The following is a 26084-nucleotide window of genomic DNA, read 5'->3' as shown; positions in this document are numbered from 1 at the left end:
TTTTATTGACGGAATTTATTGACGGCAGTGGCAGGTGTCATATAAAAAAACCAATGAGGGTAATAAATAATGATGAAGCGCAAAATCCTGGCAGCGGTGATCCCTGCCCTGCTGGCTGCTGCAACCGCAAACGCAGCAGAAATTTATAATAAAGATGGTAATAAGCTGGATCTGTACGGTAAAGCCGTGGGTCGTCACGTATGGACAACGACCGGCGATAGCAAAAATGCCGACCAGACTTATGCCCAGATTGGTTTTAAAGGGGAAACGCAGATTAACACCGATCTGACCGGTTTCGGTCAGTGGGAATACCGTACTAAAGCAGACCGCGCTGAAGGCGAACAGCAGAACTCGAATCTGGTCCGTCTGGCTTTCGCGGGTTTGAAATACGCGGAAGTGGGTTCAATCGATTATGGTCGTAACTACGGTATCGTTTACGATGTTGAATCCTATACCGATATGGCCCCCTACTTCTCCGGCGAAACCTGGGGCGGCGCCTATACTGATAACTACATGACCAGCCGTGCTGGCGGTTTGTTGACCTACCGTAACTCTGACTTCTTTGGTCTGGTGGACGGTCTCTCTTTCGGTATCCAGTATCAGGGTAAAAATCAGGACAACCACAGCATTAACTCTCAGAATGGCGATGGCGTAGGTTACACCATGGCATATGAGTTCGACGGCTTTGGCGTCACCGCAGCGTACAGCAACAGCAAGCGTACTAACGATCAGCAGGATCGCGATGGTAATGGCGATCGCGCAGAGTCATGGGCCGTTGGCGCGAAATATGATGCAAACAACGTCTACCTGGCTGCCGTATATGCTGAAACCCGCAATATGAGCATTGTTGAAAATACGGTTACCGATACCGTGGAAATGGCAAACAAAACGCAGAACCTGGAAGTGGTCGCTCAGTACCAGTTTGACTTCGGCCTGCGTCCGGCAATCTCGTATGTGCAGAGTAAAGGTAAGCAGTTGAACGGCGCCGACGGCTCGGCCGATCTGGCGAAATATATTCAGGCGGGCGCGACTTACTACTTCAACAAAAACATGAACGTATGGGTTGACTACCGTTTCAACCTGCTGGACGAAAACGACTACAGCTCCAGCTACGTTGGCACCGACGATCAGGCGGCTGTCGGTATTACTTACCAGTTCTGATCAGCAGACCCCTTTGTTTTATGCCTCAAAAACAGGACTTCGGTCCTGTTTTTTTATCTCTCTTAGAGAAAATGTGCGTCTTTCAAAAACAGGCGGGCTTTTTAGCGCTAACGGTTGGCATTTTGTAAATCTGCCGTTAACCTGATAGCGGATTTCCCTTCTGTAACTATAATGGAACCTCGTCATGTTTGAGAACATAACCGCCGCTCCTGCCGACCCGATTTTGGGCCTGGCCGATCTGTTTCGCGCCGATGACCGTCCAGGGAAAATTAACCTTGGCATTGGCGTATATAAAGATGAAACCGGCAAAACACCGGTGCTCACCAGCGTTAAAAAAGCCGAGCAGTATTTACTGGAAAATGAAACGACGAAAAACTATCTCGGCATTGACGGGATTCCGGAATTTGCTCGCTGCACTCAGGAACTGCTGTTCGGCAAAGGCAGCGCGCTGATTAACGATAAGCGCGCACGCACGGCGCAAACGCCGGGCGGTACCGGCGCGTTACGCATTGCCGCCGACTTTTTGGCAAAAAATACTCCGGTAAAACGGGTGTGGGTGAGCAACCCCAGCTGGCCGAACCACAAAAGCGTGTTTAACGCTGCCGGCCTGGAAGTTCGGGAGTACGCTTACTACGATGCGGAAAATCACACGCTGGATTTTGAAGCGTTACAAGCCAGCCTGAGCGAAGCTCAGGCCGGCGATGTGGTTCTGTTCCACGGTTGCTGTCATAACCCAACCGGCATTGACCCTACTCTGGAACAGTGGCAGGTTCTGGCTGAGCTTTCCGTTGAAAAAGGGTGGCTGCCGCTATTCGATTTCGCTTACCAGGGCTTTGCCCGCGGCCTGGAAGAAGATGCGGAAGGTCTGCGCGCCTTTGCCGCGCTGCATAAAGAGCTCATTGTCGCCAGCTCCTACTCCAAAAACTTCGGCTTATATAATGAACGAGTCGGCGCCTGCACCCTCGTTGCCGCCGATGCGGAAACCGTGGATCGCGCTTTTAGCCAGATGAAATCCGCCATTCGCGCTAACTACTCCAACCCGCCAGCGCACGGCGCGTCCATCGTCGCGACTATCCTGAGTAATGACGCCCTGCGCGCTATCTGGGAACAGGAACTGACGGATATGCGCCAGCGTATTCAGCGTATGCGTCAACTGTTCGTGAATACCTTGCAGGAAAAAGGCGCGAACCGTGACTTCAGCTTTATTATCAAGCAGAACGGGATGTTCTCATTCAGCGGTCTGACCAAAGATCAGGTGCTGCGTCTGCGTGAAGAGTTCGGCGTTTATGCCGTGGCTTCTGGTCGCGTGAACGTGGCGGGCATGACCCCGGATAATATGGCGCCGCTGTGCGAAGCCATTGTCGCGGTACTGTAAAAAGCTGCCGACTGGCGTGACCGATAAAAAAGCCTGCACATTGCAGGCTTTTTCATTCTGCTTACCAGACCGGCATCTCATCTTGCAGGAAGGGATTATGCAGACGCTCGTACCCGAGCGTAGAGAGCGGGCCGTGGCCAGGAATAAAGGTCACATCATCGCCAAGCGGCAATAATTTACGCTTAATAGCGTCAATCAACTGGGTGTGATCGCCGCGAGGAAAATCGCTGCGCCCGACGCCACCTTTGAAAATCACATCGCCGGAGATCAGCAGTTGCGACTGTTCATCAAAGAAAACCACGTGTCCCGGCGTGTGTCCCGGACAATGTAACACCTGTAACGTCACATTCCCCACGCTGACGCGATCGCCGTCGTTCAACCAGCGATCAGGCGTCAGCGGCTGACACTCATCCAGACCAAACATGCGGCTTTGCGCCGGCAGTCCTTGCAGCCAGAACTCATCTTCTTTTTCCGGACCGATAACAGGAACGCCGTAATGCTGCGCCAGTTCACTCGCCGCGCCGACATGATCGAGATGCCCATGCGTGAGTAAAATTTGCATCAACGTCACGCCGCTGGCGTCCACTTCCTGTTTAATTTTTTCCGCGTCGCCGCCCGGATCGACCAGCGCCGCCAGCCGGGTTTGTTCGCACCAGATTAATGAACAGTTCTGGGAGAACGCGGTGACCGGAATAATACGATAGTTCATACTGCTCCTTTGATTAAGCCTCGCTGATTACCAGTGCCGCGCCGGCCCGGTATCAATATGCACAAAGTTACTACGTGGGTAATATCCTACACCACCTGCGCGCATAGATAACGCCGCTTTGCGAATATTGCTCAGCGCCACGCCCTCAATATGAAAATCCATCGCCTGCCCTTTTGTATGGTAGCTTTTTTTCGCTACGCCGCTGCTACGGGCGCGTAATTCATTATTGGTATCAAGAGAACGGTAGCCCGAGATGAGCTGCACAGGTTTACGCGTCCCTAACAGCCCCTGAAGTCGGTAAAGTTGGTCAAACAGGCGGGGATCGATTGATCGGACTTTATTCGCGCGATAGTCACGGAAAAAATGGTTTAACTTTGCTAATTCATCCTGAATATAGGCTCTTCCATCGAAAAACTCCGCCTTGATTGACTCTCCGGTATGGAGATTGTTTAACGTCAAAATGCGCGGGCGTGGGGTCGAGAGTGTGGCAAACGCTGGCGCGGGCAGGATGGCGGCGCCGAGAGCGACACCACCAAGCGCCAGCAGCTTGCGGCGATTAGCGTCAAATTTGTCCATGATAATCAGGTCTACAGGTCAATGTTATCGTTAATACACTTCTACCTTTAAGCAGACATGATACCGGCTGGCACAGACTTCTGAACGGCCCGGTCGACTTAAAGGTTGTTGTATATGCACTTCTGGCGCACGAAAGGCACCTTAACTGCCGATAAAGCCCGCGTCAAGATGGCCCTCCCCCAGCCACAACGGGGGTCTACAGCGAAACGCCCCGTTGAAGCCAAACATTAGGACAACATATTTACCAGAACTTCTTCATTTACCTGATTAATTGTTCAACCTTTGGCACAATTTGTGCGCTGGATCGCGCTGTGAGATCGTAATTGTAAATATCTGTACGATATTGCATACGTCCATCTGCGCCGACAAACGCGGTCAGATAGTAAAGATTTACTGGAATGTTCTGCCGGATATTGACATACCGCGTGTCGCCTTGCTTCAGGGCGCCTGAGATCCGCGCATCGTTCCAGCCAGCATCCTGCAAGAGCATATTCGCCAGTTCAGAGGCCTTATTGACCCGCACGCAGCCGGAACTTAACGCCCTGGCGTCACGCTGAAAGAGAGTATGGTTGGGCGTATCGTGCAGATAGATCGCATCTGAACTCGGCATATTAAATTTATAACGCCCCAGCGAATTGTGCGCGCCTGGCGCCTGCTGGAAACGGAACGGAAGATTCGATGGCGTAATGGTGGCCCAGTCAACCTGCCACGGATCGATCGCTTCTTTGCTGTTCCAGCCGCGCATCACGGTGTAGCCATGGCGCTCCAGATAGCCTGGGTCATTCCACACCTTCGGTAAAATGTCTTTACGCGCAAGCGTGGGCGGAACGTTCCACGGCGGGTTCACCACCACATTATTCAGCGCGCTGCTCATCATCGGCGTTTTACGGTCAGGACGCCCGACGATCACCCTCGAAGCCAGCACCTGGTTGCCATTCTGATAGTAGACCAGCGAATAAGCGGGAATGTTTACCATAATACCGGTAGAGAGTTCCGCCGGCAGCAGGCGTAAACGTTGGATATTCAGTGCCAGTACGCCTGCGCGTTGCGCGGGGGTCATATTAAGCCAGTTACGCGTCGCCGGGCCAATAACGCCATCCGCCCCCAGCCCTTGCCATGCCTGAAAACGCTTTACCGCCTCGACCAGTTCACGATCGTAGGCGCGTGCCGCCGGAGCCGACTTACTACGGCGGGCCGTTTGTTCGTCGACCGGCTGCGCCACCGATGTTTCGACTACCGCGGCGGAGGGGCTGACGACGGCGCTATCAGCAGTGTTATCGCCGGGTAAGGCTATCTTTGGACCGCCATCCAGCGTCCCCGTACGCTGTAATATTTCGCGCAGCGCAGGCACATCGTTACTCCATTGCCCCGGGCGCAGCGTCGCGGTATTGGTCAACTGCGGCCACGGGCGAGAGTCCGCCACCAGCTTCAGTAGCGCGTCATGCATGGGCGCATACTGTGGATGCTGCGGCGCCAGGCTGGCGATATACATCGGCAACTGCCCCTCTTCCAGCGCGATTTGCCACTGGTTAATCACCGAGACTGGCGGCGTCGCCAATGCGTAAGGTTTGTTGCTATATAACCAGCGCTGGCCTTTGACGGGGATATTCGCAATGAAATGGAGATAGCCCATCATGGCGTCTGACAACACAACATCGCGCGCCATACCGTTTACGGCGGGATCGGTCAACAATGCCACCCAGGCGGTAAACTGCGGCTGGAATCCGGCAATCGCCACCTCCGCCAACTGTTGCTGGAAGGCTTTCACCGCATCGCGATTATCCCACATGGGCTTCATGTCGCGCGCGGCATACAGCAATGTTAGCTGGCTCATATAGACCGGCGTATAGCCGGAAGGAAGCTGCGACTGTAAATCAGCCCGGACTTTCTCGGCTGAAACGCCCTCCGGCAGCGGCTGAATCCCGGCCATAATCGCCGTCGCGGCGGATTGCTTCTGCGGCCCAGCCTGATCCGTCGCGGCAACGGCGCTATCGCCAGGTATCATTTCAGGCTCATCGGCCTGCGCATTGAACAGTGGAGCGAATGTTACGGCCAGGCATAAACTGATTGCCGACAGACAACGACCACACATCTTGTTAAGCAACATCCCTTGCCCCCTGTTTTCGTTATCATACTCCGCATGACTGTGCTGCCCGCAGCGCGGGTCAACCTCAACCGATGCTTTTGTTTAGTATGACGAGTCAGCCTGCTCACTCGTCAGGCTTAACTCCAGTATATAAAGTTCGTTACGTTTTTGCCTAACCTAATGTAAAGAAGTTTAAAGAAAATGCACTACCCGGAGAGATTTTTCAGATAAAGAAAAAGGCGGCTTTCGCCGCCCCAGGGTAATGATAAAGCAGAACTTGTTGTGCCGGATGGCGGCGTAACCGACTTATCCGGCCTTGCCTGATAAACGAGGCGCCATCGGGCACTTCATTATTTCTGCCGTATTTAACTCGCTTCTGAAGGCGTATCTTCCGTCCGCGTACCGGGAAGCGTTTCCGGAAGCTGCGGCGCAAAGCCACGCAGCCCGACAACATGAACATGCTCAGTATTCTGAAACACTTTACGCACCAGTTTATACGTCGTGCCCTTCTCCGGACTGATGTTTTCCGGCGCGGCGATGATGAGCTGCATCTGCAAACGTTCGCATAGTTCAAACAGCGTGGCGATAGAGCGCGCATCCAGACGCGCCGCTTCATCGAGGAACAGCAGGCGACATGGCGAAATATCTTTCCCGCGCAGTCTGCGCGCTTCGTCTTCCCAGCTTTGCACCACCATCACCAGAATTGACATCCCGGTCCCGATAGCTTCACCCGTGGATAGCGCGCCGGATTCCGCACGCAGCCAGCCGTCAGACCCACGGTTAACTTCAACTTCCATTTCCAGATAGTTACGGTAGTCCAGCAACTCCTCGCCGATGGTCTGCGGCGTGCGTTGCCCCATATCGATCTGCGGATTCAGACGCTGGTACAGTTTCGCCAGCGCTTCAGAGAAGGTCAGACGATTGCTGTTAAACAGATCCTGGTGCTGCTCTTGCTGTTCTGAAAGCACATCCAGCAAGGTGGCATGCGTTTCACGCACGTTGACGTTTAACCGCACGCTATTCACCTGGCCAAACGAGACGCTTTGCAAACCCTGGTTCAGCATACGAATACGGTTCTGCTCACGCTGGATAGTCTTGCGGATGATGTTTGCCACGCTGCGGGAACTGATCGCCAGCTTTTGCTCACGCGATGTCAGCTCTTCCGTCAGACGGCTCAGCTCAATCTCCATTTGTTCAATGGCTTCAACCGGATCGTCGGTACGAATAATATCCTGACGAATACGTTCGCGCAGATGCTGGTAAACGGCCACAAAGAACTGGATTTTACGTTCCGGGCGTTTCGGATCTTCCGACAGACGCAATACGTCGCGCAGATGTTCGTTATCCGCGACGGCCAGGCGCAGCGCGCCCAACGCCTTATCCGACATGGAGCGCAGTTCATCCGCCGACAGATAAGCCAGCTCACGACGGTGCAGACGGCGTTCCACGCCATTGTCTTTCACCATCCGCATGACTGCGCACCAGCCGGCTTTCGCGGTTACGACCTGCTCGCGCATTTCATGATAATCGCGCTCCAGCTTGCGCAGCTTACGGGTCAGGTTCTCCATCTCCGCTTCGCAGAAAGTGAGCGCTTTCTCAAGCTGATTGCGACGCGAACGGTTATTGCTCAACTGAGCGTGCAGTTCATCGCGACGCTGGCGAGCGCGCTCTTCCGCCCCGCTATCGGCGCGAACGCCAATATCCTGTAATTCGCGCTGCAAATCGTTAAGCAGCTCTTTTTTCGTGTCGTAAGAGCTTTTTAGCGAGGCCAGGACCTGGCTGTACTGACTTAACTGCGCGGCATGGCTGCGCAGCGCTTCGCGGGCGCGGGTACGCTCGGCTTCCGCCTGCTCCAGCCGCTGGCGCAGCTTTTCGTTGAGATCGCTGTTGCCGCTCAACATTTCCGCCGAGTCGGAATAGCTGAAATGCGCCCGACGTTCGACGACTTCAGCCAGCGCAAAAGCCTGCTGGCGCGCGTCGCGCTGCATTTGCTGCGACCATGCATAGTCTTCTTTTAACTGCTCAAACTGTTCCGGATCGCTTTGCAGAACGGAAACCACCGGCTCCAGTTTGGCTAACTGGTTGCCATATTGCTGCACAAATCGCGCCGCTTCCTGCGCCTCATCCAACCGTTCCTGAATTTCATCGACCCGATCGGCCAGCGTTTCATCGGCCAATAAATTCAGCCGCGGCAGCAAACGGTTAAGCGCGGAAACGCCCTCTTTCGCCTGCTCAAACTGAAGGCGCTGCTGCTGGTTGTCGCTTTCATGCGTCGCCAGCGCGCGCTCCAGTTCGACGCGACGCCCGTTCAGTCGGCGAATTTCCGCTTCCGGATCGTCCTCAAAAGCAACGGAAAGGTGGCTGCCGATAAAACGGCTGAACGCCTGGTGCAAACGCTGGGTTTTCTGAACGTCAAACGAGAGCGTGGCAAAGCGCTCGGAAAGCACTTCCCGTTCCGCATGGAGACTTTCAATACGGTTCTCGCGCGCCGCGCGGCCAAAAATAGGCAGCGACGGGAAACGCGAATAACGCCACTGACGGTCGGCAATTTTCACGACCACCGCCTTTTCCAGCTCGTCAACGCTGAATACGCTGTCATCAAAAGACTGCGGATCGCCTTCGATCAGGTACAGATCTTCCGGGCAGTCGGTCAGACCTTCAAGCTGTTCGGCTATTTGCGATAAATCCGGTACGACGATCGCATGGCGCGACGGGCCATACAGTGCGGAAAAGTACGGCGCATCTTCAAGACTGACATCATCGTAGATTTCCGACAGCAGTACCCCGCCAAAACGCTCCGCCAGCGCATTCAAACGCTGATCTTCCGCGCCGCCCGGCTGGCTTAAACGTTCGATCTCTTCATCAACCGCATTTTTACGCGCGCCCACTTCGTCGCGTTCGACAATGGCTTCGCGCTCACGCTCCAGCAGCTGTTGCAGGTATTCGGTCACTTCCTGGCTGGACGTAAACTCCTCGCCACACTGTTCGCTAAGCTGGTTAAGGCTGTTTTGCGCCGCCAGCCAGACAGGAGCGCGTTGCATCAGATGCTGGATACGGGATTGAAGCTGCTCCTGCTCCTGACGCAAGGCCATACGCTGTTCGCTGGCTGACGATACGCTATCAGACAAGGACGCGATGCGGGCTTCCAGCTCCTGATGCAGCGCTTCCAGTTCGTCAATATCAAAATTTTTGCCCTGTCGCTTACAGAACTCCGCCAGCAGACGTTCCGCCTCTTGCTGCTCGCGCAGCCGCTGTTCCAGTTCGCTCAGGCGCATCCGCAGCGGCTGTACCTGTTCCGCCAGATGACGCTGGTTCACGCCGTCCCGTAACAGCTCGCGCGCCACGTCCCAGGCTTCGCTACGCGCCAGCGGGCCGTTGATCGCCGCCACCAGCTGGTAAGCCTGCTCAAACTGACTGTGCGCGGTTTGCGCCACGCTCATTTTTTGTTCCAACGACAGCAGTTTTTCCGTAGCTTCCTGCTCTTTTGCCTGGAAAGTATCCAGCCATTCGGCGGCGCTTTCCGGCGTTAGATCCGGCAGATGGCAAAGTTCTTTAGCGCGGGCGAGCGCTGATATCGCCTGGTTATACTGAATCGCGCGCGTTTGCTGTACATCCAGCGCCTGCTGGTAATCCGCAAGCTGGCTTTTGAGTTCATCGACTTCCAGCTCGGCGGCTTCGGCACGCGCTTCATTTTCGTCCTGCATTTCGGCGGCTTCCGCCACCACTTCATTTTGCTCTTCGAGTCGAATCTGCAGCTCTTCAAGATCCGCTTCGTAGCGTTCAATTTTTTCCTGCTGGCGCAGCGCGGTTTGCACCAGATTCAGGTGATCGCTCGCCGCCTGATAATCCGCTTCCAGAGAACCTTCGGCGCCGTTATGTTCGCCCAACTCACGGGCCATATCGACGTGCTTGTACTGCTCCGCCGCCAGTTGTTTGCGCGATGTGTACAGTTCGCGTCGAAACGCCAACGCCTGATCAAGGTGAACCCGACGCTCATTGGCGTGGCGCATATAATCCGCCGCCACATAATCGGTGGCTTCGCTGATCAAATGCTTAAACAGATCGCGATCGGATTGGGTAACACGAATCGCTTCCAGCGTGAGTCGGTTCTCGCGCAGCGCCGCTTCCATATCCTGGAACGCCTTGCGCACGCCGCTGTTTTCCGGCAATAAATAATCGCGTAGCGATCGGGTAATGGCGCTGGAGATCCCGCCGTACAGCGAGGCCTCTATCAAACGATAGAATTTACTACGATCGGAAGCGGAGCGCAGACGACGGGCGATAATCCCTAAGTCAAACATCAGCGAATGATAATCGGTGATGGAGTTAAACTGCTTAAACTGCACGCCTTCCATCTCGTCAAGCTTGTCTTTCAACTCAGCAAGCGACAGTACGCGCGCCTGACGTTCGTTTAATGTCTCCGTCACCAGTTGTGTCGGCTGTACCGACATCGGCAGCCCCTGGATAGCGAACGGTTTGATGTCCACTTTGCGATCGCGCCCAGCGACCTGCTGCAGACGCACGCCAACCACCACCCGCTGATGGCGGGAATTAATGGTGTCGAGCATGGAGTAACAGACGCCCGCCTTCAGCTTACCGTGCAGACCTTTATCGCGCGAACCGCTGGTGGCGCCGGCTTCCGTGGTGTTACGAAAGTGCAGTAATGTAAGATCCGGGATCAGCGCCGTGACGAACGCCGCCATCGTCGTGGATTTCCCGGCGCCGTTGCCCCCGGATAACGTCGTGACCAGTTCATCCAGGTCAAAAGTGCGGGCAAAAAAACCGTTCCAGTTAATCAGCGTTAGCGAGCGAAATTTACCGCGTTCAATCATTATTCTTCCTCTCCACTGTCCGGCTGATTCTCTTCGGTCTCATCATTAAGTTGCAGATGGTTTTCAATGGGCATCGCTTCCCCGTCGCGGATGAGACGACGCTGCGCCTCGCGAGGATCGTCGCCGGTGCGGACATCCGCGCCAAAGCGGAAGACCGATTCGGTAATGCGGAATTTGCTGCTATCGTGGCCCATAAACCATACCATGCCCAAACGACGCAGGCGGTTCAAAGAAGAACGCACCTTTTCCTGCAGTTTCTGACGATCAACGTCAGATCCCGTCGAGCGGTTATTCACCAGCTTTAGCAGTTTGGCTTCGTCCGCAAGGGTAAGCAGCTCGTCGTACAACTCCTGCTGAGTAAAGATCCCTTCGTTAGCCAGACGCTCCGGGCTAAGATAGAGGTAGCAGAGAATTTTACCGACCATCATATCCAGTTCGGATAACACCGAGCGCGGGATAAGCGTGGTAGAACGCGGACGCAGGTAGAAGAACCCCTCCGGCGCGCGAATCAGTTCCACGTTATAACGCGCGTAAAACTCTTCCAGGTATTCCTGAAAATCCATCAGAAAGGCATGATTATCCAGTTCGTCCAGCCCGATGTGGCGGCCCGAACGTAATGCGCTATCCAGCGCCGGAAATAACGGATTCGCCAGCGCCTGCGCCAGCTTAACCGGCATCACTTGTTCAATATTTGTCAATGACATGCGCCTGTACCTTGGCTCCGTAATCATTAATCGGCTGCCATTTGGCTGGCAGCCCGGTGAAATCTGCTTGCGCTACGCCAAGACGTACCGCTTGATCGATAACAATACGCGCCACGTCGAAATGACGCGCGCGCGGGTATTGCGCCAGATACTCGCGCACCACCAGCCCAAGATCCAGTGGCGTTTGTCTGGTTTTGTAGATAGCCAGCTGTTCTTCAATGATGGCCGCTAACTGCTCGCGGATCTCGTTAAACTCTTCATATTCCAGATCCGGCGGCAACTCCCCGGTGACTTCATCGTCACGCAACGCCATCTCTTCATCGCGCATATCCAGCAGACGATCGGCATTCGCGTAGGTTAGCGCCCACGGATCGTCAAAATAAGTCTGCACGGACTGGCGCAACCGCTGGGCGAAGACACGGTTTTTATCCATATCGATCGCGGTACGGATAAATTTATGCACGTGACGATCGTAACCGATCCATAAATCAATAGACTGCTGACCCCAACTGATAATGCGGTCGAGTTTACTTTGTAAGTCAAACACCAGCCTGTCGACAAAATGCAGATCGTCGTGCGTCATCGTGGCATCCTGAATGCGCAGCAGGTTAGCCTGCAGCTTATCGCCCGCCGCCTCCAGCGTATCCTGCAATTCGCGCAGCGTACCGGACGTTTCGGAAAGCAGCAGTTCACAGCTGGAAATCGCCGCCCGCCAGTCTTTATTCAGCAGTTGTGCGATATCGTCTTTCACCTGCTGCTGCTGTTCATCCATGATGCGCTGGGTGAGATCGATACTGTCGAAAATCTCCGCCACCGAATATTTCAATGGCGCGTAAACGTTGCGATGCCAGTGGAACTCATCGCCACCCTCCGCTGCCGCATCCGCCGCGCGCTTCAATTCGCCGGCCACAATCGACAACTGCATAGAAAGACGCAGCGTAGAGAATTCGCGTTGACGAATGTAGTAATCGGTGATGCCAATCCCGAGCGGGGTTAATCGGTAAATCGCATTGCCTTCCGCCTGCTCGCTGGTAAAGCGGTTCAGCAGACGTTGACGCACCATATCGTTAATCGCGTTGTTCGCGCGCACGCCGATGGTTTCGCTGGTTTGCTCAAACGCATCACTCACATGGCGGAATGCATCCACCAGCTCGCCTTCACTCATCTCGCCGTCAAGGCGTTCGCCGTTCAACGTGGCGACCGCCAGCAGAAAGGAAAGTCTGTCTACCGGCAGCGAGATGGAAAAGTCGTTTTTTCTGGCCCAGGCAACCAGTTCGGGGACTGTCTGGGAAAATTCACTCATAGGTTATCCTTGCATCTGCGGCTAGCGCCGGGCTTTTAATCGCGGTGACATGAATGTAGCGCCCAAGGCTAATATACGGCTCCTGGCGGCAATAACGCGTTTCCAGTTCGACCAGGGTCTCATAACAGTCACGCTGCTGGTGTTTTTCACGCAGATAATCATGAAACACACGCACGCCGGTTTTACCGGTAATCTGCCAGCCAATCGCCTCCAGCCACTGGTACACCTGCGCGGGATCGCGCGGGTAGTCAGGCGACAGCGTGCGCTTCTTGCGTTTAGGCATCCCCGCCTGCACGTAGTCAAAATTACCCGCCACCATATTGTGCATCAGCAAACCGTTAGCGTTATAGAACATCAACGACAGCGCGCCGCCAGGGCGCAATACTGACCAGAGCGTTTCTAATACGCCGACAGGATCGGCTACCCACTCCAGCACAGCATGAAACAATATCAGATCAACCGGGCTTTCCAAATGCGAAGCGACGTCCTGAGCCGGGCATTGTATAAAATGCATGTCTTTGCTCACACCTTTTGCCTCGGCCGCCTGCCGCGCGCGGGCGATCATTTCGCCAGACAGATCGCATAACGTCACCTGATGGCCGCGTTCCGCCATCTTAATCGCCGTTTGCCCTTCGCCGCCGCCGGCATCCAGTACCCGCAGTTTTCGCCCGCCAATCTCCTCCAGCACGCGATCGAGGTCTTGCCACAGAATGGCTTGCCGCAGTTGCCCTTTGGTCGTGCCGTAAATGTTACGGGAAAACTTTTCAGCAATGTCATCAAAATTGCGATCCTGCATCGGACTCTCCACAGGCTGGCTCAGGCGTTATCTGATAAAACCGCTATTTTGTCACAGCCGCGGCCAGAATGAACCTGTCTGGTGTAATATCACCGTTAATCCTCCGCTATATGGTTAAAAAAGGAACCAAAAAGGATGCTTTTTACGCTAAAGAAAGTGATTGGCGGTATGTTATTGCCGCTTCCGCTGATGTTGCTGATCATTGGCGTCGGCCTGGCGCTGCTCTGGTTTAGCCGCTTTCAGAAGACCGGAAAAGTATTTATCAGCGTAGGTTGGCTGGCGCTATTGCTATTAAGCCTGCAACCCGTCTCTGACCATCTGCTGCGTCCGATAGAAAACCGCTACCCTACCTGGCAGGGTCCGCAAAAGGTGGAATATATTGTGGTTCTCGGCGGCGGCTATACCTGGAACCCGCAGTGGGCGCCGAGCTCTAATTTAATTAACAACAGCTTGCCGCGGCTGGCGGAAGGCATTCGGCTGTGGCGCGCGAATCCGGGAGCAAAGCTGATTTTTACCGGCGGCGTAGCAAAAACCAATACGGTAAGCACGGCGGAAGTCGGTGCGCGGGTGGCACAGTCGCTGGGCGTACCGCGTAACGATATTATTACGCTGGATAAGCCAAAAGATACGGAAGAAGAAGCCGCCGCCGTTAAGCAGGCCATCGGCGACGCCCCTTTCCTGTTGGTAACCTCCGCCTCGCATTTGCCGCGTGCGATGATTTTCTTTCAGCATGCCGGGCTGAATCCGCTTCCCGCACCGGCGAATCAGTTGGCGATCGATTCGCCGCTCAATCCCTGGGAGCGGGCAATTCCGTCCCCGGTCTGGCTGATGCACAGCGATCGCGCTGGGTATGAAACATTAGGGCGACTTTGGCAGTGGCTGAAAGGCATATCAGGCAAGCCAGGGGAGTAATGATTTCGCCGCCAGATCAAAATTGGTACGGTTAAAACGTCCGGTATTGACCAATTGCGCAACCTCGTCCCACAGCACATAGAGCCAACGCCGCCAGATGAAGGACTCCGCCACTGGCGCGCGTTGCAGATAATGCCAAAGCAATCCCTCCGCCAATGGATTATCCATCAGGCGAAACAGTTCGAACTCTCTCGGCGCCCACAGCATCAGCCCGGGGCCGACCATCGCCAGAAGCTGATCGCTACGGGCGTCTTTAAGCATACTGCGCAGGCAGAAGTTGCCATGCACCAGTACGCAGTTGTCGTTAAACCCTTCAAATAACGAAGGAAGACATTCTCTGGTACGAAACAGAATGCGTTTGTCCTGCATCGTCAGGCCGGTATTGCTGAACTGATTTAGCGTCGTCCACAGCACCTCCACCCGCTGACGATACCAGGAAGGCCAGATATTCTCCTGAGTATGGTCTACGGCGCCCACGCAACCGCGGCTATCCTGCCGATGCCAGGCTAACAGCCCTTCGACAATCTGATCTTTTAGCTGTTCCCAGCGTTCCGGAGTGCGCGCCGGCGCCTCGACCGGCACACCGCGCAGTCGTTCCAGCAGCAGCACATCCGGACCAGGATGCTCTTCATGCGTCAATACGCCATAGATTACCGGCATCCTCACCGTACCGCTACGCGCCAGCATTGAGGTTTTCCATGCCAGTTGCTGCGCAACGCCGGGAGTGGTAAAACTTCGCGCCATCAGCGGCATCGGATTTCCCTGGCTGTCATATAATGACCACAATGCGGAATCCGCTTTCTCATTCACGCACTCTATACGGCTAAGTTTTTCACCCAACAAATGACTGAGTTCGGCCCGCAACTGTTCCATTCCAGATAACCCCCATTAGTGCTACTGCTTTAATAATGAGCGTCGTATGGACAGATGTCACCCGTATCAGATCAAGGGAAGAAAAGAAAAATGAGGAAAATCGTAACGGTACGAGAAAACCGCCACTGATGAGCAAACGTGAGTATTCATCTTTGCGCTATCATACCGCGCTGTTCATGACCGTCTAAGACGATCATGAACAGGATCATGTTAACGCATTTCAGCGCGCACGCGCTCCAGGTCGTCGGCAGTGTCTACGCCCGTGCCGGGCACCGCTTTGGCGACGGCGACATGAATTTTTTCGCCGTACCACAGCACACGGAGTTGCTCCAGCATTTCAATATGTTCCAGCGGGCTGGGTTGCCAGCTCACGTAACGGCGGATAAAACCCGCGCGATAGCCATAAATGCCCAGGTGGCGCAGGCAAGTATCCCCTACTGTTTCCAGACTTTTTGCAAAGCGGTCGCGATCCCAGGGAATCGTCGCCCGGGAAAAGTAAAGCGCATAGCCTTCAGCATCCAGCACGACTTTTACCGCATTCGGGTTAAATGCTTCTTCGGCGCTGTGAATCGGCACCGCCAGCGTCGCCATGCCAACCTGGCGCTGCGCCAGATTTTCCGAGACCTGGCGAATAATAACCGCCGGGATCATCGGCTCATCGCCCTGAACGTTCACAATAACGGTATCGTCGCTGAATCCGCACTTCTCTACCACTTCCGCCAACCGTTCGGTGCCGGACTGGTGATCGGCGCGCGTCATGCACACTTCGCCGCCAGCCGCTTCTACCGCACGAGCCACGTCTTCATGATCGGTGGCGACAATAATGCGTTCCGCGCCAGATTCGCGCGCCCGCTCCAGGACATGAACAATCATGGGCTTACCATTAATATCCACTAATGGTTTGCCTGGCAGTCGAGTAGATGAAAAACGGGCCGGAATGATGACGACGAAACTCATGATTTACTCTCATCAGATGTCAGGGAGCGAGCTTCATTTTCCAGCAATACAGGAATGCCGTCGCGTAACGGGAAAGCGAGATTATCCAGTTTGCAAATTAATTCTTGCTTTTCCTGGTTATACCAGAGTTTGCCGTTACATACCGGGCAGGCGATGATTTCAAGCAGACGATGATCCATAGTTCCTCCAGATGGACCGGATTGTGAATCCTTCAATATTAACATAATCGGTTATGGTGCAGGGTCTATTTCCCAGCCATGACGCATGGCGCTAAACAGGCCTGGCGGACATTGTCCCAGCGTCACGCGCGATGCCCGTTGCCAGGCAGCAAACGCGCTAATAGCCTGCCAGATTCCTTTTTGCAGACTAACGCCAGGGCGGATATCGTCCTCCAGATACAGCGAGATAACCTCAAGCACCCCCGTTTTACGGTGCATTTTGGCATCCATTCGCCCGACTAAACGGCCCAGGTATAATAGCGGCAGCACAAAATAACCGTACTGGCGCTTCGCTGCGGGCGTATAACATTCCAGCCGATAGTTAAATCCGAAGAGCTGCGCTGCCCGCTTGCGATCCCATACCACAGGATCGAAAGGCGACAGTACTGCGCTATGAGTCGCCTTTAAGGCGTTATTTAGCGCCGGTTCCAGCTGCGAAAGAAGATCGGCATGAAGCCACATCCGCCCCAACGTTTCCACCTCGACCGGAATAATCTGCTGCTGTTCCGCCCGGCTCTCCCGCCATCCCTTCAGGTCAGGACGTTTCAGGCGGTAGTAATCCGCCAGCCACTGTTCACGGAAAATCCCCAGACTGCGCGCGCTATTATCCAGCATCAGGCTTTCCGCCTGCGACTGTGACAGTCCATCGCGTTCATCATCCCAGTGCGGCATCACACGGGGCGTTAAATCATAGACACGTTGAAAATTACGCCGCTCAACAACCATGACTTTTCCGGCGGTAAATAAACCCTCAAGGTGGCGTTTATGCGGTTTCCATTCCCACCAGCCGCTGACGCCTTTCCGCGCATGTTCAAAATCGGCAGAACGCACCGGACCGTGCTCCTGAATATGCCGAACCAGCTGTTCTATTTCTTCCGCGTGTTCATGCATCCATGCCGCGCGATATTTCCAGCCCATCTTTTCCGGCGACAGCATACGATGGCGGATAAGTTTAAAGTCGCGGCGTGGTAAGAAACAGGCCTCATGCGCCCAGTATTCCATTAACTCGCCGCGTCGCAGCGCCTCATCCAGCCAGGCCTGCGGGTACGAACCGAGACGGCTAAACAGCACCAGATAGGGGCTACGTGCGACAACATTGATGGTATCAATTTGCAACAACGCCATGCGTGAGATGGCGGCAAGAACATCGCCAGGCATCGCGTTACGGCGCGGCTTTTTCAATAGCCCCTGCGCAGCAAGGTGAAGACAACGGGCCTGGGAAAGAGAAAGGTACGGCAATGACATTCATGACTCCATAAATTCATCACTGCCGCAGCATTGGGGTACGCTAGCGAACCAGCGAGGTGATATGTTCAAGCAACTTATCAGGCTGCTCACCGGACAAACGCGCATCAACCGGTAAGAACCACCAGTTACCTTCGGCAAAAGCACGGCATTTCACCGCGTCTTTTTCCGTCATTACCAGGGTCTGCCCTTCACCGACCAACGCCTGAACGTCAGCAGGGGCGAGCGTTTGATGATCGGCCAGCGGGACACACTTTTGCGGATGCGCGCCACAGGCTTCCAGAGTCGCGAAAAAGCGCGGCGGATGACCGATGCCCGCCATCGCCACAATATTGCTCAGTTGCGCCACATCGCAACGCGCTCCCGTACGTAAGTTCACCGCCAGTCCAGGCGTTAGCTGCATGGGTATTTCGCCCGCCCGGGCGACGCCGCCATTCACGATAGCGGCATCCACGGTTTTCAGGCGACTGGCGCGTTCGCGCATAGGGCCGGCAGGAAGCCACCAGCCGTTGCCAAAACGGCGCACGCCGTCAATCACCACAATTTCAATATCTCGCGCTAGTCGGTAATGCTGCAACCCATCGTCGGTGATAATAATCTGCACATTATGCGCCGCCAGAATCGCTTTCACCGCCGCGGCGCGTTCAGGCGCCACCGCGACAGGCGCGCCGGTCCGTTGATAAATCAATACCGGTTCATCTCCCGCTTCTGCGGTTGTCGTCTCCGGCGTCAGGAGCAGCGGATAAGCGGCAGCTTTCCCGCCGTAGCCGCGGGAAACGACCCCCACGCGCACGCCACGCTGTTGCAGCTTTTCCACCAGCCAAATGACTACGGGTGTTTTACCGTTACCGCCAGCCGTAAGATTCCCTACCACAACCACCGGTACCGGCGCTCGCCAGGCGCGTTTAAAACCAAGCTTATAGCTCAGACGAATCGCCCCGCTCACCAGGCCATACAGCCAGGAGAGCGGCAGCAGTAACCGCCATAGCGGGGATTCACCAGACCAGATACGCGCAATCATTGGCCAAATTGCATCTTATGTAGCTGGGCGTAAACGCCGTGTTGCGCCAGCAGCTCGCTATGAGTGCCGCGCTCAACGATAATGCCGTCTTCGACCACAACGATCTCATCCGCCTGTTCGATGGTGGAGAGACGATGCGCAATCACCAGAGAGGTACGGTTTTTCTGCAGCTCATCCAACGCGGCCTGAATCGCACGTTCAGACTCGGTATCCAGCGCAGACGTAGCTTCATCAAGGATCAGAATCGGGCTGTCGCGCAGTAAGGCGCGGGCAATCGCGATACGCTGGCGTTGACCGCCGGAAAGCAGTACGCCGTTTTCGCCGATGATGGTATCCAGGCCATTATCCATCTTGTTGATAAAGTCCATGGCATAGGCCATGCGCGCCGCCTCTTCAATCTGCTCGCGGCTGTATTCTTCCGTCCGGGCATAAGCAATGTTATTAGCGACCGTGTCGTTAAACAGATGCACGTTTTGCGAAACCAGCGCCACCTGATTACGTAGCGAGGCCAGAGTGTATTCGCGTAGATCGTGACCATCCATCAGGATGTGTCCTTCATCAATATCGTAGAAACGGGTGATCAGGCTGGCGATAGTTGATTTACCCGATCCGGAACGCCCCACCAGCGCCACGGTTTTCCCGGCAGGAATTTTCAAATTGATGTTACGCAATGCCGGCACTTCACGGCCCGGGTAAGTAAACGTCACATTGCGGAATTCGAGATCGCCGGTCGCGCGGTCAATGACACGTTTACCTTCATCTTTCTCCTGTTCGCTGTCCAGAATCGCAAACAACGTCTGACAAGCCGCCATCCCACGCTGGAACTGCGCGTTAACGTTTGTCAGCGATTTTAATGGACGCATCAGCGCGATCATGGAGGAGAACACCACGGTGATGGTCCCTGCCGTCAGGCTATCCATTACGCTTGGGAAGCTCGCAGCATAGAGAACAAACGCCAGCGCCAGCGAGGCAATGAGCTGAATGATAGGATCAGAAATTGACGAGGCAGAGACCATTTTCATGCCTTGCAGTCGCATCTTATTGCTGACTTTATCAAAGCGTTTAGTTTCGACTTCCTGACCGCCAAAAATCAGTACCTCTTTGTGTCCTTTCAGCATTTGTTCAGCGCTGGTAGTCACTTGTCCCATCGTGTTCTGCATATTTTTACTGATGCTGCGGAACCGCTTTGAGACAACGCGAATCGCAATCGACACAATCGGCGCCAGAACAACCAGGATGATCGACAGCTGCCAGCTGTAATAGAACATCATGATAAACAATCCGATGATCGATGCCCCTTCACGCACCACGGTAATTAGCGCGCCAGATGAAGAAGAGGCAACCTGTTCTGAATCGTATGTAATACGCGACAGCAGCGTACCGGTAGACTGTTTATCAAAGAAGGCGACGGGCATTCCCATCATATGGCCAAACAGGCGACGGCGCATGGTCATTACCACTTTGCCTGACACCCATGAAATACAGTAGCTGGAGATATAGCTAGTGATGCCTCGTAATATCATCAGCCCAATAACCACCAGCGGCATCCACAGCAACACTGAGCGATCCGTTTTACCGAAACCATCATCCAGTAATGGCTTGAGGAGCGATAGCATGAAGGTATCGCTGGCTGCGTTGAGAATTAACGCTATGCCCGCCACGATCAGACCTGCTTTAAAAGGCGCTATGGTTGGCCACAGTCGGCGGAAGGTCTGCCACGTAGAGAGATCTTTATCGTTATGCATTCAAAAAACCAGCATTTGTTGAAATAGCCGCATATTCTACCCGTTATCCTCGGACACGCCAAACCACTGATGATACCAGCGAGGTAAAATTTGATCCCGCAAGCCTTGTATGCGCCAGCCCTGCGGAGAAAACCGCAGCGAAATTTGCCCCTGGTGGGGTGTATCAAACCACTGATACGCCTGTTGTCGGTAGCGCTGTTTTACCTTGCGGGACGGCAGCCGCCATGCGTTATAGCGCGATGCGGACGCCAGCGCCGCTTCACCATGTACGCGCTGAATAAATGGTAACGACGACGACGTATTACTACCATGATGCGGCACCTGGATAAACGTCGCCGCAAGATGTCGCCAGTAACGACTTAGCATTTTTTGTTCAGCGCCCGCTTCAATATCGCCCGTGAGCAGGATGCTATGTACACCGTCATCCACTTTGACCACACAGGAGCGGTTATTTCCTCGATCGGCACTTTCGCGTAACGGCCAGTGCGCCTGAAACGTTAGCCCCTGCCATTGCCACTGCTCGCCGCGAAAACAGGGCAAATGTCCCTGCCAGCCTAACGGGCTGCGAATCCACATTGACGGCCAGATCCGCTGTAGCGAACGCAGCCCGCCCCGATGATCCAGATGCTCATGACTCAAAATAACGCCCTCCGGCGTCAGATTATGCCAGCGCAACCAGGGAATAATAACCTGTTGCCCGCTGTCGCCCTCCGGCCATGCCCGACCGGTATCGTAGAGTATTACTTTATCGCCCCTGACGATCGCTATCGCCAGCCCCTGACCGACATCCAGCATATGCACCTGCCATCCGCTGGCGTTTATCGGCCGCCAGAGTGGCCAGCTCATTAACAATAACCCGCATAAACAGACCGCCGGCCAGGTACGCCAGACGTTTAATCGCCACGCGATAAGCGTTAGCCAGGGCCAAAACGTCAGCCACTGCCAACGGTTATCAATATTCACCCAGCCCTGCGGTAAAGCATTCAACAGGTAAAATAGCGCGGCTAACGCGCGATCGGTCAGGTACCATACCCACTCTTCAAGAAAAAACGGCCCGGTTAAATGCAGAATCATTCCCGCCAGGATGAGCGGAACCGTCACAAATGTGACCCAGGGTACGGCAAAAAGATTCGCCAGCATTGCGGTAACGCTTATGCCATGAAAAAGCGCCACCTGGAGAGGCAAAAGCAGAAGTGTAATGCCTGCCTGTAGGTGAAGCAGGTTAAGCAACCAGCGTAAGCCTCGTGGAAAATTTCCGTTTGGCACAGGAAACCACTGATACCAGAATAACAGGCCGGCAACCGCAAATGCTGACAGCCAAAGACTTTGTGATATAACCGCCACAGGATCGGCGAAAATAATCGCGGCCAGACAGCAACACCAGACTTGCCAGCCGCTCCACTGTCGTCCGCTTAATTTTAATCCTCCCCAGACGCTCAGTGCCGCCACCGTGCGCAGCGCAGGCGGTTGTAAGCCGGTAAGCCAGGCATAACATATCGCGCAAAGAATGCCGCCCAGCAATGGCGTCTGCCAACGAATCCATCTGACCGGCAAAAAGAATTGTCCGCCACGGATTAATCCGGCAGCCAATAACGCGGCAAAAGCGATATGCAGGCCGGAAATCGCCATCAAATGGGCAGTCCCCGTATCGCGCATAACGGCCTTCACCTCCTGCGACACCTCTCCCCGCTCCCCCATTCCCAACGCCAGAATAACCTGTTGCCACGGATAAGGCGCAAGCGTAGCGCGAAGCGAAGCAAGATAGCGCCCACGCAAGCTACACTCAGGGTTAATCGCTTTAGCCTGTAGAAAACGCCCGGTCAATGGTTGGTGCTGCGCCAGCGCGTAACGTTGGCTATCAAAACCGCCTTCGTTAAGCTGTCCGTGTACCGCTCTGACCTTCAGCGTCATCGCCCACTGTTGCCCGGCACACACTTCCGTGGGTAAGTACTGGCCATGCAGGACAATCCCTACAGCAGGAAAGAGCGGCTTTCCGCGCAAATGGGTGATTCGCCCATAATGAGTGGTCATATGATCGGTGGCAGTAATGACGACTGTCGCCTCCTGCGTCGCGGCGGGCAGGACGTTTCCCGCCCAGATGGCCTGCCTGGCGGCAAATATCCCCCACATGAAAAAGAGCAAGGTTAATGCCGCGTAGCGCGCATAGTTATGGGGTATGAGGCAAAGCAAACATGCCAGACAAAACAGCACCGCGAGAATCCACGTGTCAGGTAATACTGGCAATATCATGAGCGGAAGTATGCCGCATACTACGCATACGCTGACCGTCGTTATCTTCATAGACACCTCCCTGTGCGGGAAAGTGTGCAGGTTCAGGACGCCATTGTCTGGAGGGGATTTTGTGCTATACGGCGCGGATTCCAGGTTTTTTACCTGATAAATGTAAGACGCAGCAAAAAATGCGAAACGTTTTCCAGTTTTCGGTCGAATAGCGTTTGCACCTGACGGTGTATAAATGAAAAAAGCACCCTGACGGTGCTTTTTTCGGGTTCAAGTTTTGCGTTAAAACTTAACCGTAAATATTGGCGCGATCGCGCAGTTCTTTACCCGGTTTAAAGTGAGGAACGTATTTTCCTTCCAGTTCCACTTTATCGCCGGTCTTGGGGTTACGTCCGGTACGAGGCGCGCGGTAATGCAAAGAAAAACTGCCGAAACCGCGGATTTCAATACGCTCGCCCTGCGCAAGAGTCGAGGCCATATGCTCCAGCATCTCTTTTACCGCGTCTTCAACCGCCTTAGCGGGAATGTGAGATTGCTGGGTTGCAAGTCTTTCAATCAATTCTGACTTGGTCATGATTCCTCCGGTTCCTTAAAGGCAAATTGGCTGCAGCCGTGAGATTGATTAAGGGCGGCCGTAGCCGCCCTTAGTGCTTGATTACAGGCCGAAACCTGCAATCTGTCAAGTAATCTCGTTATACTTCGGACTAAAAGGCCCGAAGTTTCAGAGGATTACTCGCCTTTAGCTGCTTTGAATGCTTCAGCCATTGCGTTGTTAGAGAAGTTTGCATCTTCCTGTTTGTTAACAGTTGCGATGGCATCTTTCTCGTCAGCTTCGTCTTTCGCACGAACAGACAGGCTGATTGCGCGGTTTTTACGATCAACGCCGGTGAATTTAGCTTCAACGTCGTCGCCAACGCTCAGAACCAGAGTCGCATCTTCAACGCGGTCACGGGATGCTTCAGAAGCACGCAGGTAACCTTCAACGCCGTCAGCCAGTTCTACGGTTGCGCCTTTCGCGTCAACTGCAGTGACTTTACCGGTTACGATAGCGCCTTTCTTGTTCAGAGCAACCCAGTTGTTGAACGGATCTTCTGCGAGCTGTTTAACGCCCAGGGAGATACGTTCACGTTCTGCGTCAACCTGCAGAACAACTGCAGCGATTTCGTCGCCTTTTTTGTATTCACGAACTGCTTCTTCGCCTGCAACGTTCCAGGAGATGTCAGACAGGTGAACCAGGCCGTCGATGCCGCCGTCCAGGCCGATGAAGATACCGAAGTCAGTGATAGACTTGATTTTACCTTCAACGCGATCGCCCTTGTTGTGGGTCTCTGCGAACTGCTGCCACGGGTTAGATTTGCACTGCTTCAGACCCAGGGAGATGCGACGACGTTCTTCGTCGATATCCAGAACCATCACTTCCACTACGTCGCCAACGTTAACCACTTTGGACGGGTGGATGTTTTTGTTGGTCCAGTCCATTTCGGAAACGTGAACCAGGCCTTCAACGCCTTCTTCGATTTCAACGAAGCAGCCGTAGTCGGTCAGGTTGGTCACGCGACCGGTCAGTTTGGTACCTTCCGGATAACGTTTAGCGATAGCTACCCACGGATCTTCGCCCAGCTGTTTCAGGCCCAGGGATACACGGGTACGCTCGCGGTCGAATTTCAGCACTTTCACGTTGATTTCGTCGCCAACGTTCACGATTTCGCTCGGATGCTTAACGCGTTTCCAGGCCATATCAGTGATGTGCAGCAGGCCGTCAACGCCGCCCAGATCAACGAATGCACCGTAGTCAGTGAGGTTCTTAACGATACCTTTAACTTCCATGCCTTCCTGCAGGTTTTCCAGCAGCTGATCGCGTTCTGCGCTGTTTTCGGATTCGATAACGGCACGACGAGAAACCACAACGTTGTTACGTTTCTGGTCCAGCTTGATTACTTTGAATTCAAGCTCTTTGCCTTCCAGGTGCAGAGTGTCACGCACCGGACGAACGTCTACCAGAGAACCTGGCAGGAACGCGCGAATACCGTTCAGCTCAACAGTGAAGCCACCCTTAACTTTGCCGTTGATAACACCGGTAACAGTTTCAGCATCTTCGTAAGCTTTTTCCAGCGTAATCCATGCTTCGTGACGTTTAGCTTTCTCACGAGAGAGCAGAGTTTCACCGAAGCCGTCTTCTACTGCATCCAGAGCAACGTCAACTTCGTCACCAACCTGGATTTCCAGTTCGCCCTGGGCGTTTTTGAACTGCTCAGCCGGAATGGCAGACTCAGATTTCAGACCGGCGTCAACCAGTACTACGTCTTTGTCGATAGCAACAACAACACCACGAACGATGGAACCCGGGCGGGTTTCGATTTCTTTTAAGGATTCTTCAAAGAGTTGAGCAAAAGATTCAGTCATGTTTAATCTTCAGGTTTCATATTTAACGTCCACCTGGCTCCGTGCCGGATGGGGTTGTTTAACATACCCGCTGTCAATCCTTTGCAACGGGGGTACTACAAATTCGGTCGCATTTAAGCGAGAGCCAATTTTTGGCGCGCATATTGTAACGCTTTTTCAATCACTTGCTCAATGCTTAATCGGGTAGAATCCAAAACTAATGCATCAGCAGCAGGAACTAACGGCGCTACAGCGCGATTACGATCGCGATCGTCGCGTTCCTTGATCTCGGCCAAAAGGCGTTCAAAGTTAACACTAAAGCCATTCTCCTGCAACTGTAGCATACGTCGATGCGCACGTTCCTCCGAGGAGGCGTCAAGGAAAATTTTTACCGGCGCATCCGGGAAGACCACGGTCCCCATATCGCGTCCATCGGCGATTAAACCAGGCGCTTCGCGGAATGCACGTTGGCGGCGAAGAAGCGCTTCACGCACGCGTGGGAATGCCGCCACCTGGGATGCCGCGTTCGCGACTTCCTGCGTACGGATTTCGCCGCTAACGTCCTCGCCTTCCAGGATAACTTCCAGGTTGCCGTCCGTTGAGACGAAACGCACGTCCAGATGGGACGCCAGCGGCACCAGCGCATCTTCAGAGGCGAGATCGACATGGTGATGCAATGCCGCCAGCGCCAGTACGCGGTATATCGCGCCGGAATCCAGCAGATGCCATTGCAATGCTTCCGCCATTGCTTTGCACAAGGTGCCTTTACCTGCACCGCTTGGGCCATCAATGGTTATTACCGGGGCAATTGCCGTCATCTTTATCTCCTTAAACAGGCGTACTGTTAACGTAAACGCCGCGCATTATACGCGCCAACGCTCGCGACCGTTAACGTTGCGTGCAAAAACCAGTTTTGTCTGTAATCAGATGCGGAATAATTGCGCAATT

Annotated in this window: 20 protein-coding genes; 3 read left to right on the top strand and 17 right to left on the bottom strand. The window is 54.3% G+C overall.

Features of this window, described 5'->3' with window-relative positions; genetic code table 11:
- The first annotated feature begins 69 nt into the window (after nt 1-69).
- Complete coding sequence (gene ompF / locus NA624_RS08080) at nt 70-1161, top strand: porin OmpF (RefSeq protein ID WP_000977709.1); 1092 nt, start codon at nt 70-72, stop codon at nt 1159-1161.
- A 184-nt stretch (nt 1162-1345) separates the two neighbouring features.
- Nucleotides 1346-2536 carry an aspartate transaminase gene (aspC, locus tag NA624_RS08075; protein ID WP_000462653.1) on the top strand — a complete coding sequence of 397 codons (1191 nt, stop codon included), beginning with the start codon at nt 1346-1348 and terminating at the stop codon, nt 2534-2536.
- 61 nt (nt 2537-2597) lie between these two features.
- Here the strand turns inward: aspC and NA624_RS08070 are convergent, their stop codons facing one another.
- The 7 genes from NA624_RS08070 to cmoM all read right to left on the bottom strand — a co-directional run bounded on the left by NA624_RS08070 (nt 2598) and on the right by cmoM (nt 13542).
- The gene (locus NA624_RS08070; protein ID WP_001109471.1) at nt 2598-3245 is read right to left on the bottom strand and encodes an MBL fold metallo-hydrolase; all 648 of its coding nucleotides are present in this window, start codon (nt 3243-3245) and stop codon (nt 2598-2600) included.
- A gap of 27 nt (nt 3246-3272) precedes the next feature.
- Nucleotides 3273-3821 (bottom strand): YcbK family protein, encoded by a 549-nt coding sequence (locus NA624_RS08065; RefSeq protein WP_000357052.1) that lies wholly within the window; start codon nt 3819-3821, stop codon nt 3273-3275.
- Nucleotides 3822-4080: 259 nt separating this feature from the next.
- Complete coding sequence (gene ldtD / locus NA624_RS08060) at nt 4081-5928, bottom strand: L,D-transpeptidase (protein WP_000925894.1); 1848 nt, start codon at nt 5926-5928, stop codon at nt 4081-4083.
- Nucleotides 5929-6272: 344 nt separating this feature from the next.
- On the bottom strand, nt 6273-10739 hold the full coding sequence (gene mukB, locus NA624_RS08055; protein WP_000572739.1) for a chromosome partition protein MukB: 4467 nt from the start codon (nt 10737-10739) through the stop codon (nt 6273-6275).
- Complete coding sequence (gene mukE, locus NA624_RS08050; RefSeq protein ID WP_000060026.1) at nt 10739-11443, bottom strand: chromosome partition protein MukE; 705 nt, start codon at nt 11441-11443, stop codon at nt 10739-10741. The genes mukB and mukE overlap by 1 nt, the downstream gene beginning before the upstream one ends.
- Nucleotides 11424-12746, bottom strand: a complete 1323-nt coding sequence (mukF, locus tag NA624_RS08045; protein ID WP_001288828.1) for a chromosome partition protein MukF — start codon at nt 12744-12746, stop codon at nt 11424-11426. Before mukF ends, mukE begins: the two co-directional genes overlap by 20 nt.
- Nucleotides 12739-13542 (bottom strand): tRNA uridine 5-oxyacetic acid(34) methyltransferase CmoM, encoded by an 804-nt coding sequence (cmoM, locus tag NA624_RS08040; RefSeq protein ID WP_001154025.1) that lies wholly within the window; start codon nt 13540-13542, stop codon nt 12739-12741. The genes mukF and cmoM overlap by 8 nt, the downstream gene beginning before the upstream one ends.
- 135 nt (nt 13543-13677) lie before the next feature.
- On the opposite strand from cmoM, the gene elyC reads away from it, so the two are divergent.
- On the top strand, nt 13678-14454 hold the full coding sequence (gene elyC / locus NA624_RS08035; RefSeq protein WP_000899550.1) for an envelope biogenesis factor ElyC: 777 nt from the start codon (nt 13678-13680) through the stop codon (nt 14452-14454).
- On the opposite strand, the gene NA624_RS08030 is transcribed toward elyC, so the two are convergent.
- From NA624_RS08030 to cmk, 10 genes are all read right to left on the bottom strand, one after another.
- A complete protein-coding gene (locus NA624_RS08030) occupies nt 14434-15327 on the bottom strand; it encodes a YcbJ family phosphotransferase (protein WP_000436893.1) in 894 nt (297 codons plus the stop codon). The genes elyC and NA624_RS08030 overlap by 21 nt on opposite strands.
- A 210-nt stretch (nt 15328-15537) precedes the next feature.
- Entirely contained in the window at nt 15538-16284 is a 747-nt protein-coding gene (gene kdsB / locus NA624_RS08025) for a 3-deoxy-manno-octulosonate cytidylyltransferase (RefSeq protein WP_000011580.1), read from the bottom strand.
- On the bottom strand, nt 16281-16463 hold the full coding sequence (gene ycaR / locus NA624_RS08020; protein WP_000350056.1) for a protein YcaR: 183 nt from the start codon (nt 16461-16463) through the stop codon (nt 16281-16283). Before ycaR ends, kdsB begins: the two co-directional genes overlap by 4 nt.
- A 51-nt stretch (nt 16464-16514) precedes the next feature.
- Nucleotides 16515-17747 (bottom strand): winged helix-turn-helix domain-containing protein, encoded by a 1233-nt coding sequence (locus tag NA624_RS08015; protein WP_000056928.1) that lies wholly within the window; start codon nt 17745-17747, stop codon nt 16515-16517.
- 43 nt (nt 17748-17790) lie between these two features.
- Nucleotides 17791-18768, bottom strand: coding sequence for a tetraacyldisaccharide 4'-kinase (gene lpxK, locus NA624_RS08010; RefSeq protein WP_000561684.1), 978 nt, complete (start codon nt 18766-18768; stop codon nt 17791-17793).
- On the bottom strand, nt 18765-20513 hold the full coding sequence (gene msbA, locus NA624_RS08005; RefSeq protein WP_000551246.1) for a lipid A ABC transporter ATP-binding protein/permease MsbA: 1749 nt from the start codon (nt 20511-20513) through the stop codon (nt 18765-18767). The genes lpxK and msbA overlap by 4 nt, the downstream gene beginning before the upstream one ends.
- Nucleotides 20514-20549: 36 nt before the next feature.
- Entirely contained in the window at nt 20550-22814 is a 2265-nt protein-coding gene (locus tag NA624_RS08000; protein ID WP_000705798.1) for a ComEC family protein, read from the bottom strand.
- 229 nt (nt 22815-23043) lie between these two features.
- Nucleotides 23044-23328 carry an integration host factor subunit beta gene (ihfB, locus tag NA624_RS07995; protein ID WP_000167332.1) on the bottom strand — a complete coding sequence of 95 codons (285 nt, stop codon included), beginning with the start codon at nt 23326-23328 and terminating at the stop codon, nt 23044-23046.
- Nucleotides 23329-23483: 155 nt separating this feature from the next.
- Nucleotides 23484-25157: a 30S ribosomal protein S1 gene (rpsA, locus tag NA624_RS07990; RefSeq protein ID WP_000140324.1), complete on the bottom strand. Its 1674-nt coding sequence runs from the start codon at nt 25155-25157 to the stop codon at nt 23484-23486.
- Between the two features lie 113 nt (nt 25158-25270).
- A complete protein-coding gene (cmk, locus tag NA624_RS07985; protein WP_000125007.1) occupies nt 25271-25954 on the bottom strand; it encodes a (d)CMP kinase in 684 nt (227 codons plus the stop codon).
- Nucleotides 25955-26084: the final 130 nt, after the last annotated feature.

It is taken from the genome of Salmonella sp. NW38, assembly GCF_051807745.1.
GTDB classification, from domain to species: domain Bacteria; phylum Pseudomonadota; class Gammaproteobacteria; order Enterobacterales; family Enterobacteriaceae; genus Salmonella; species Salmonella enterica.
Note: the sequence above shows the minus strand (reverse complement) of the source record. Positions and strands in the feature narration are given on the sequence as shown.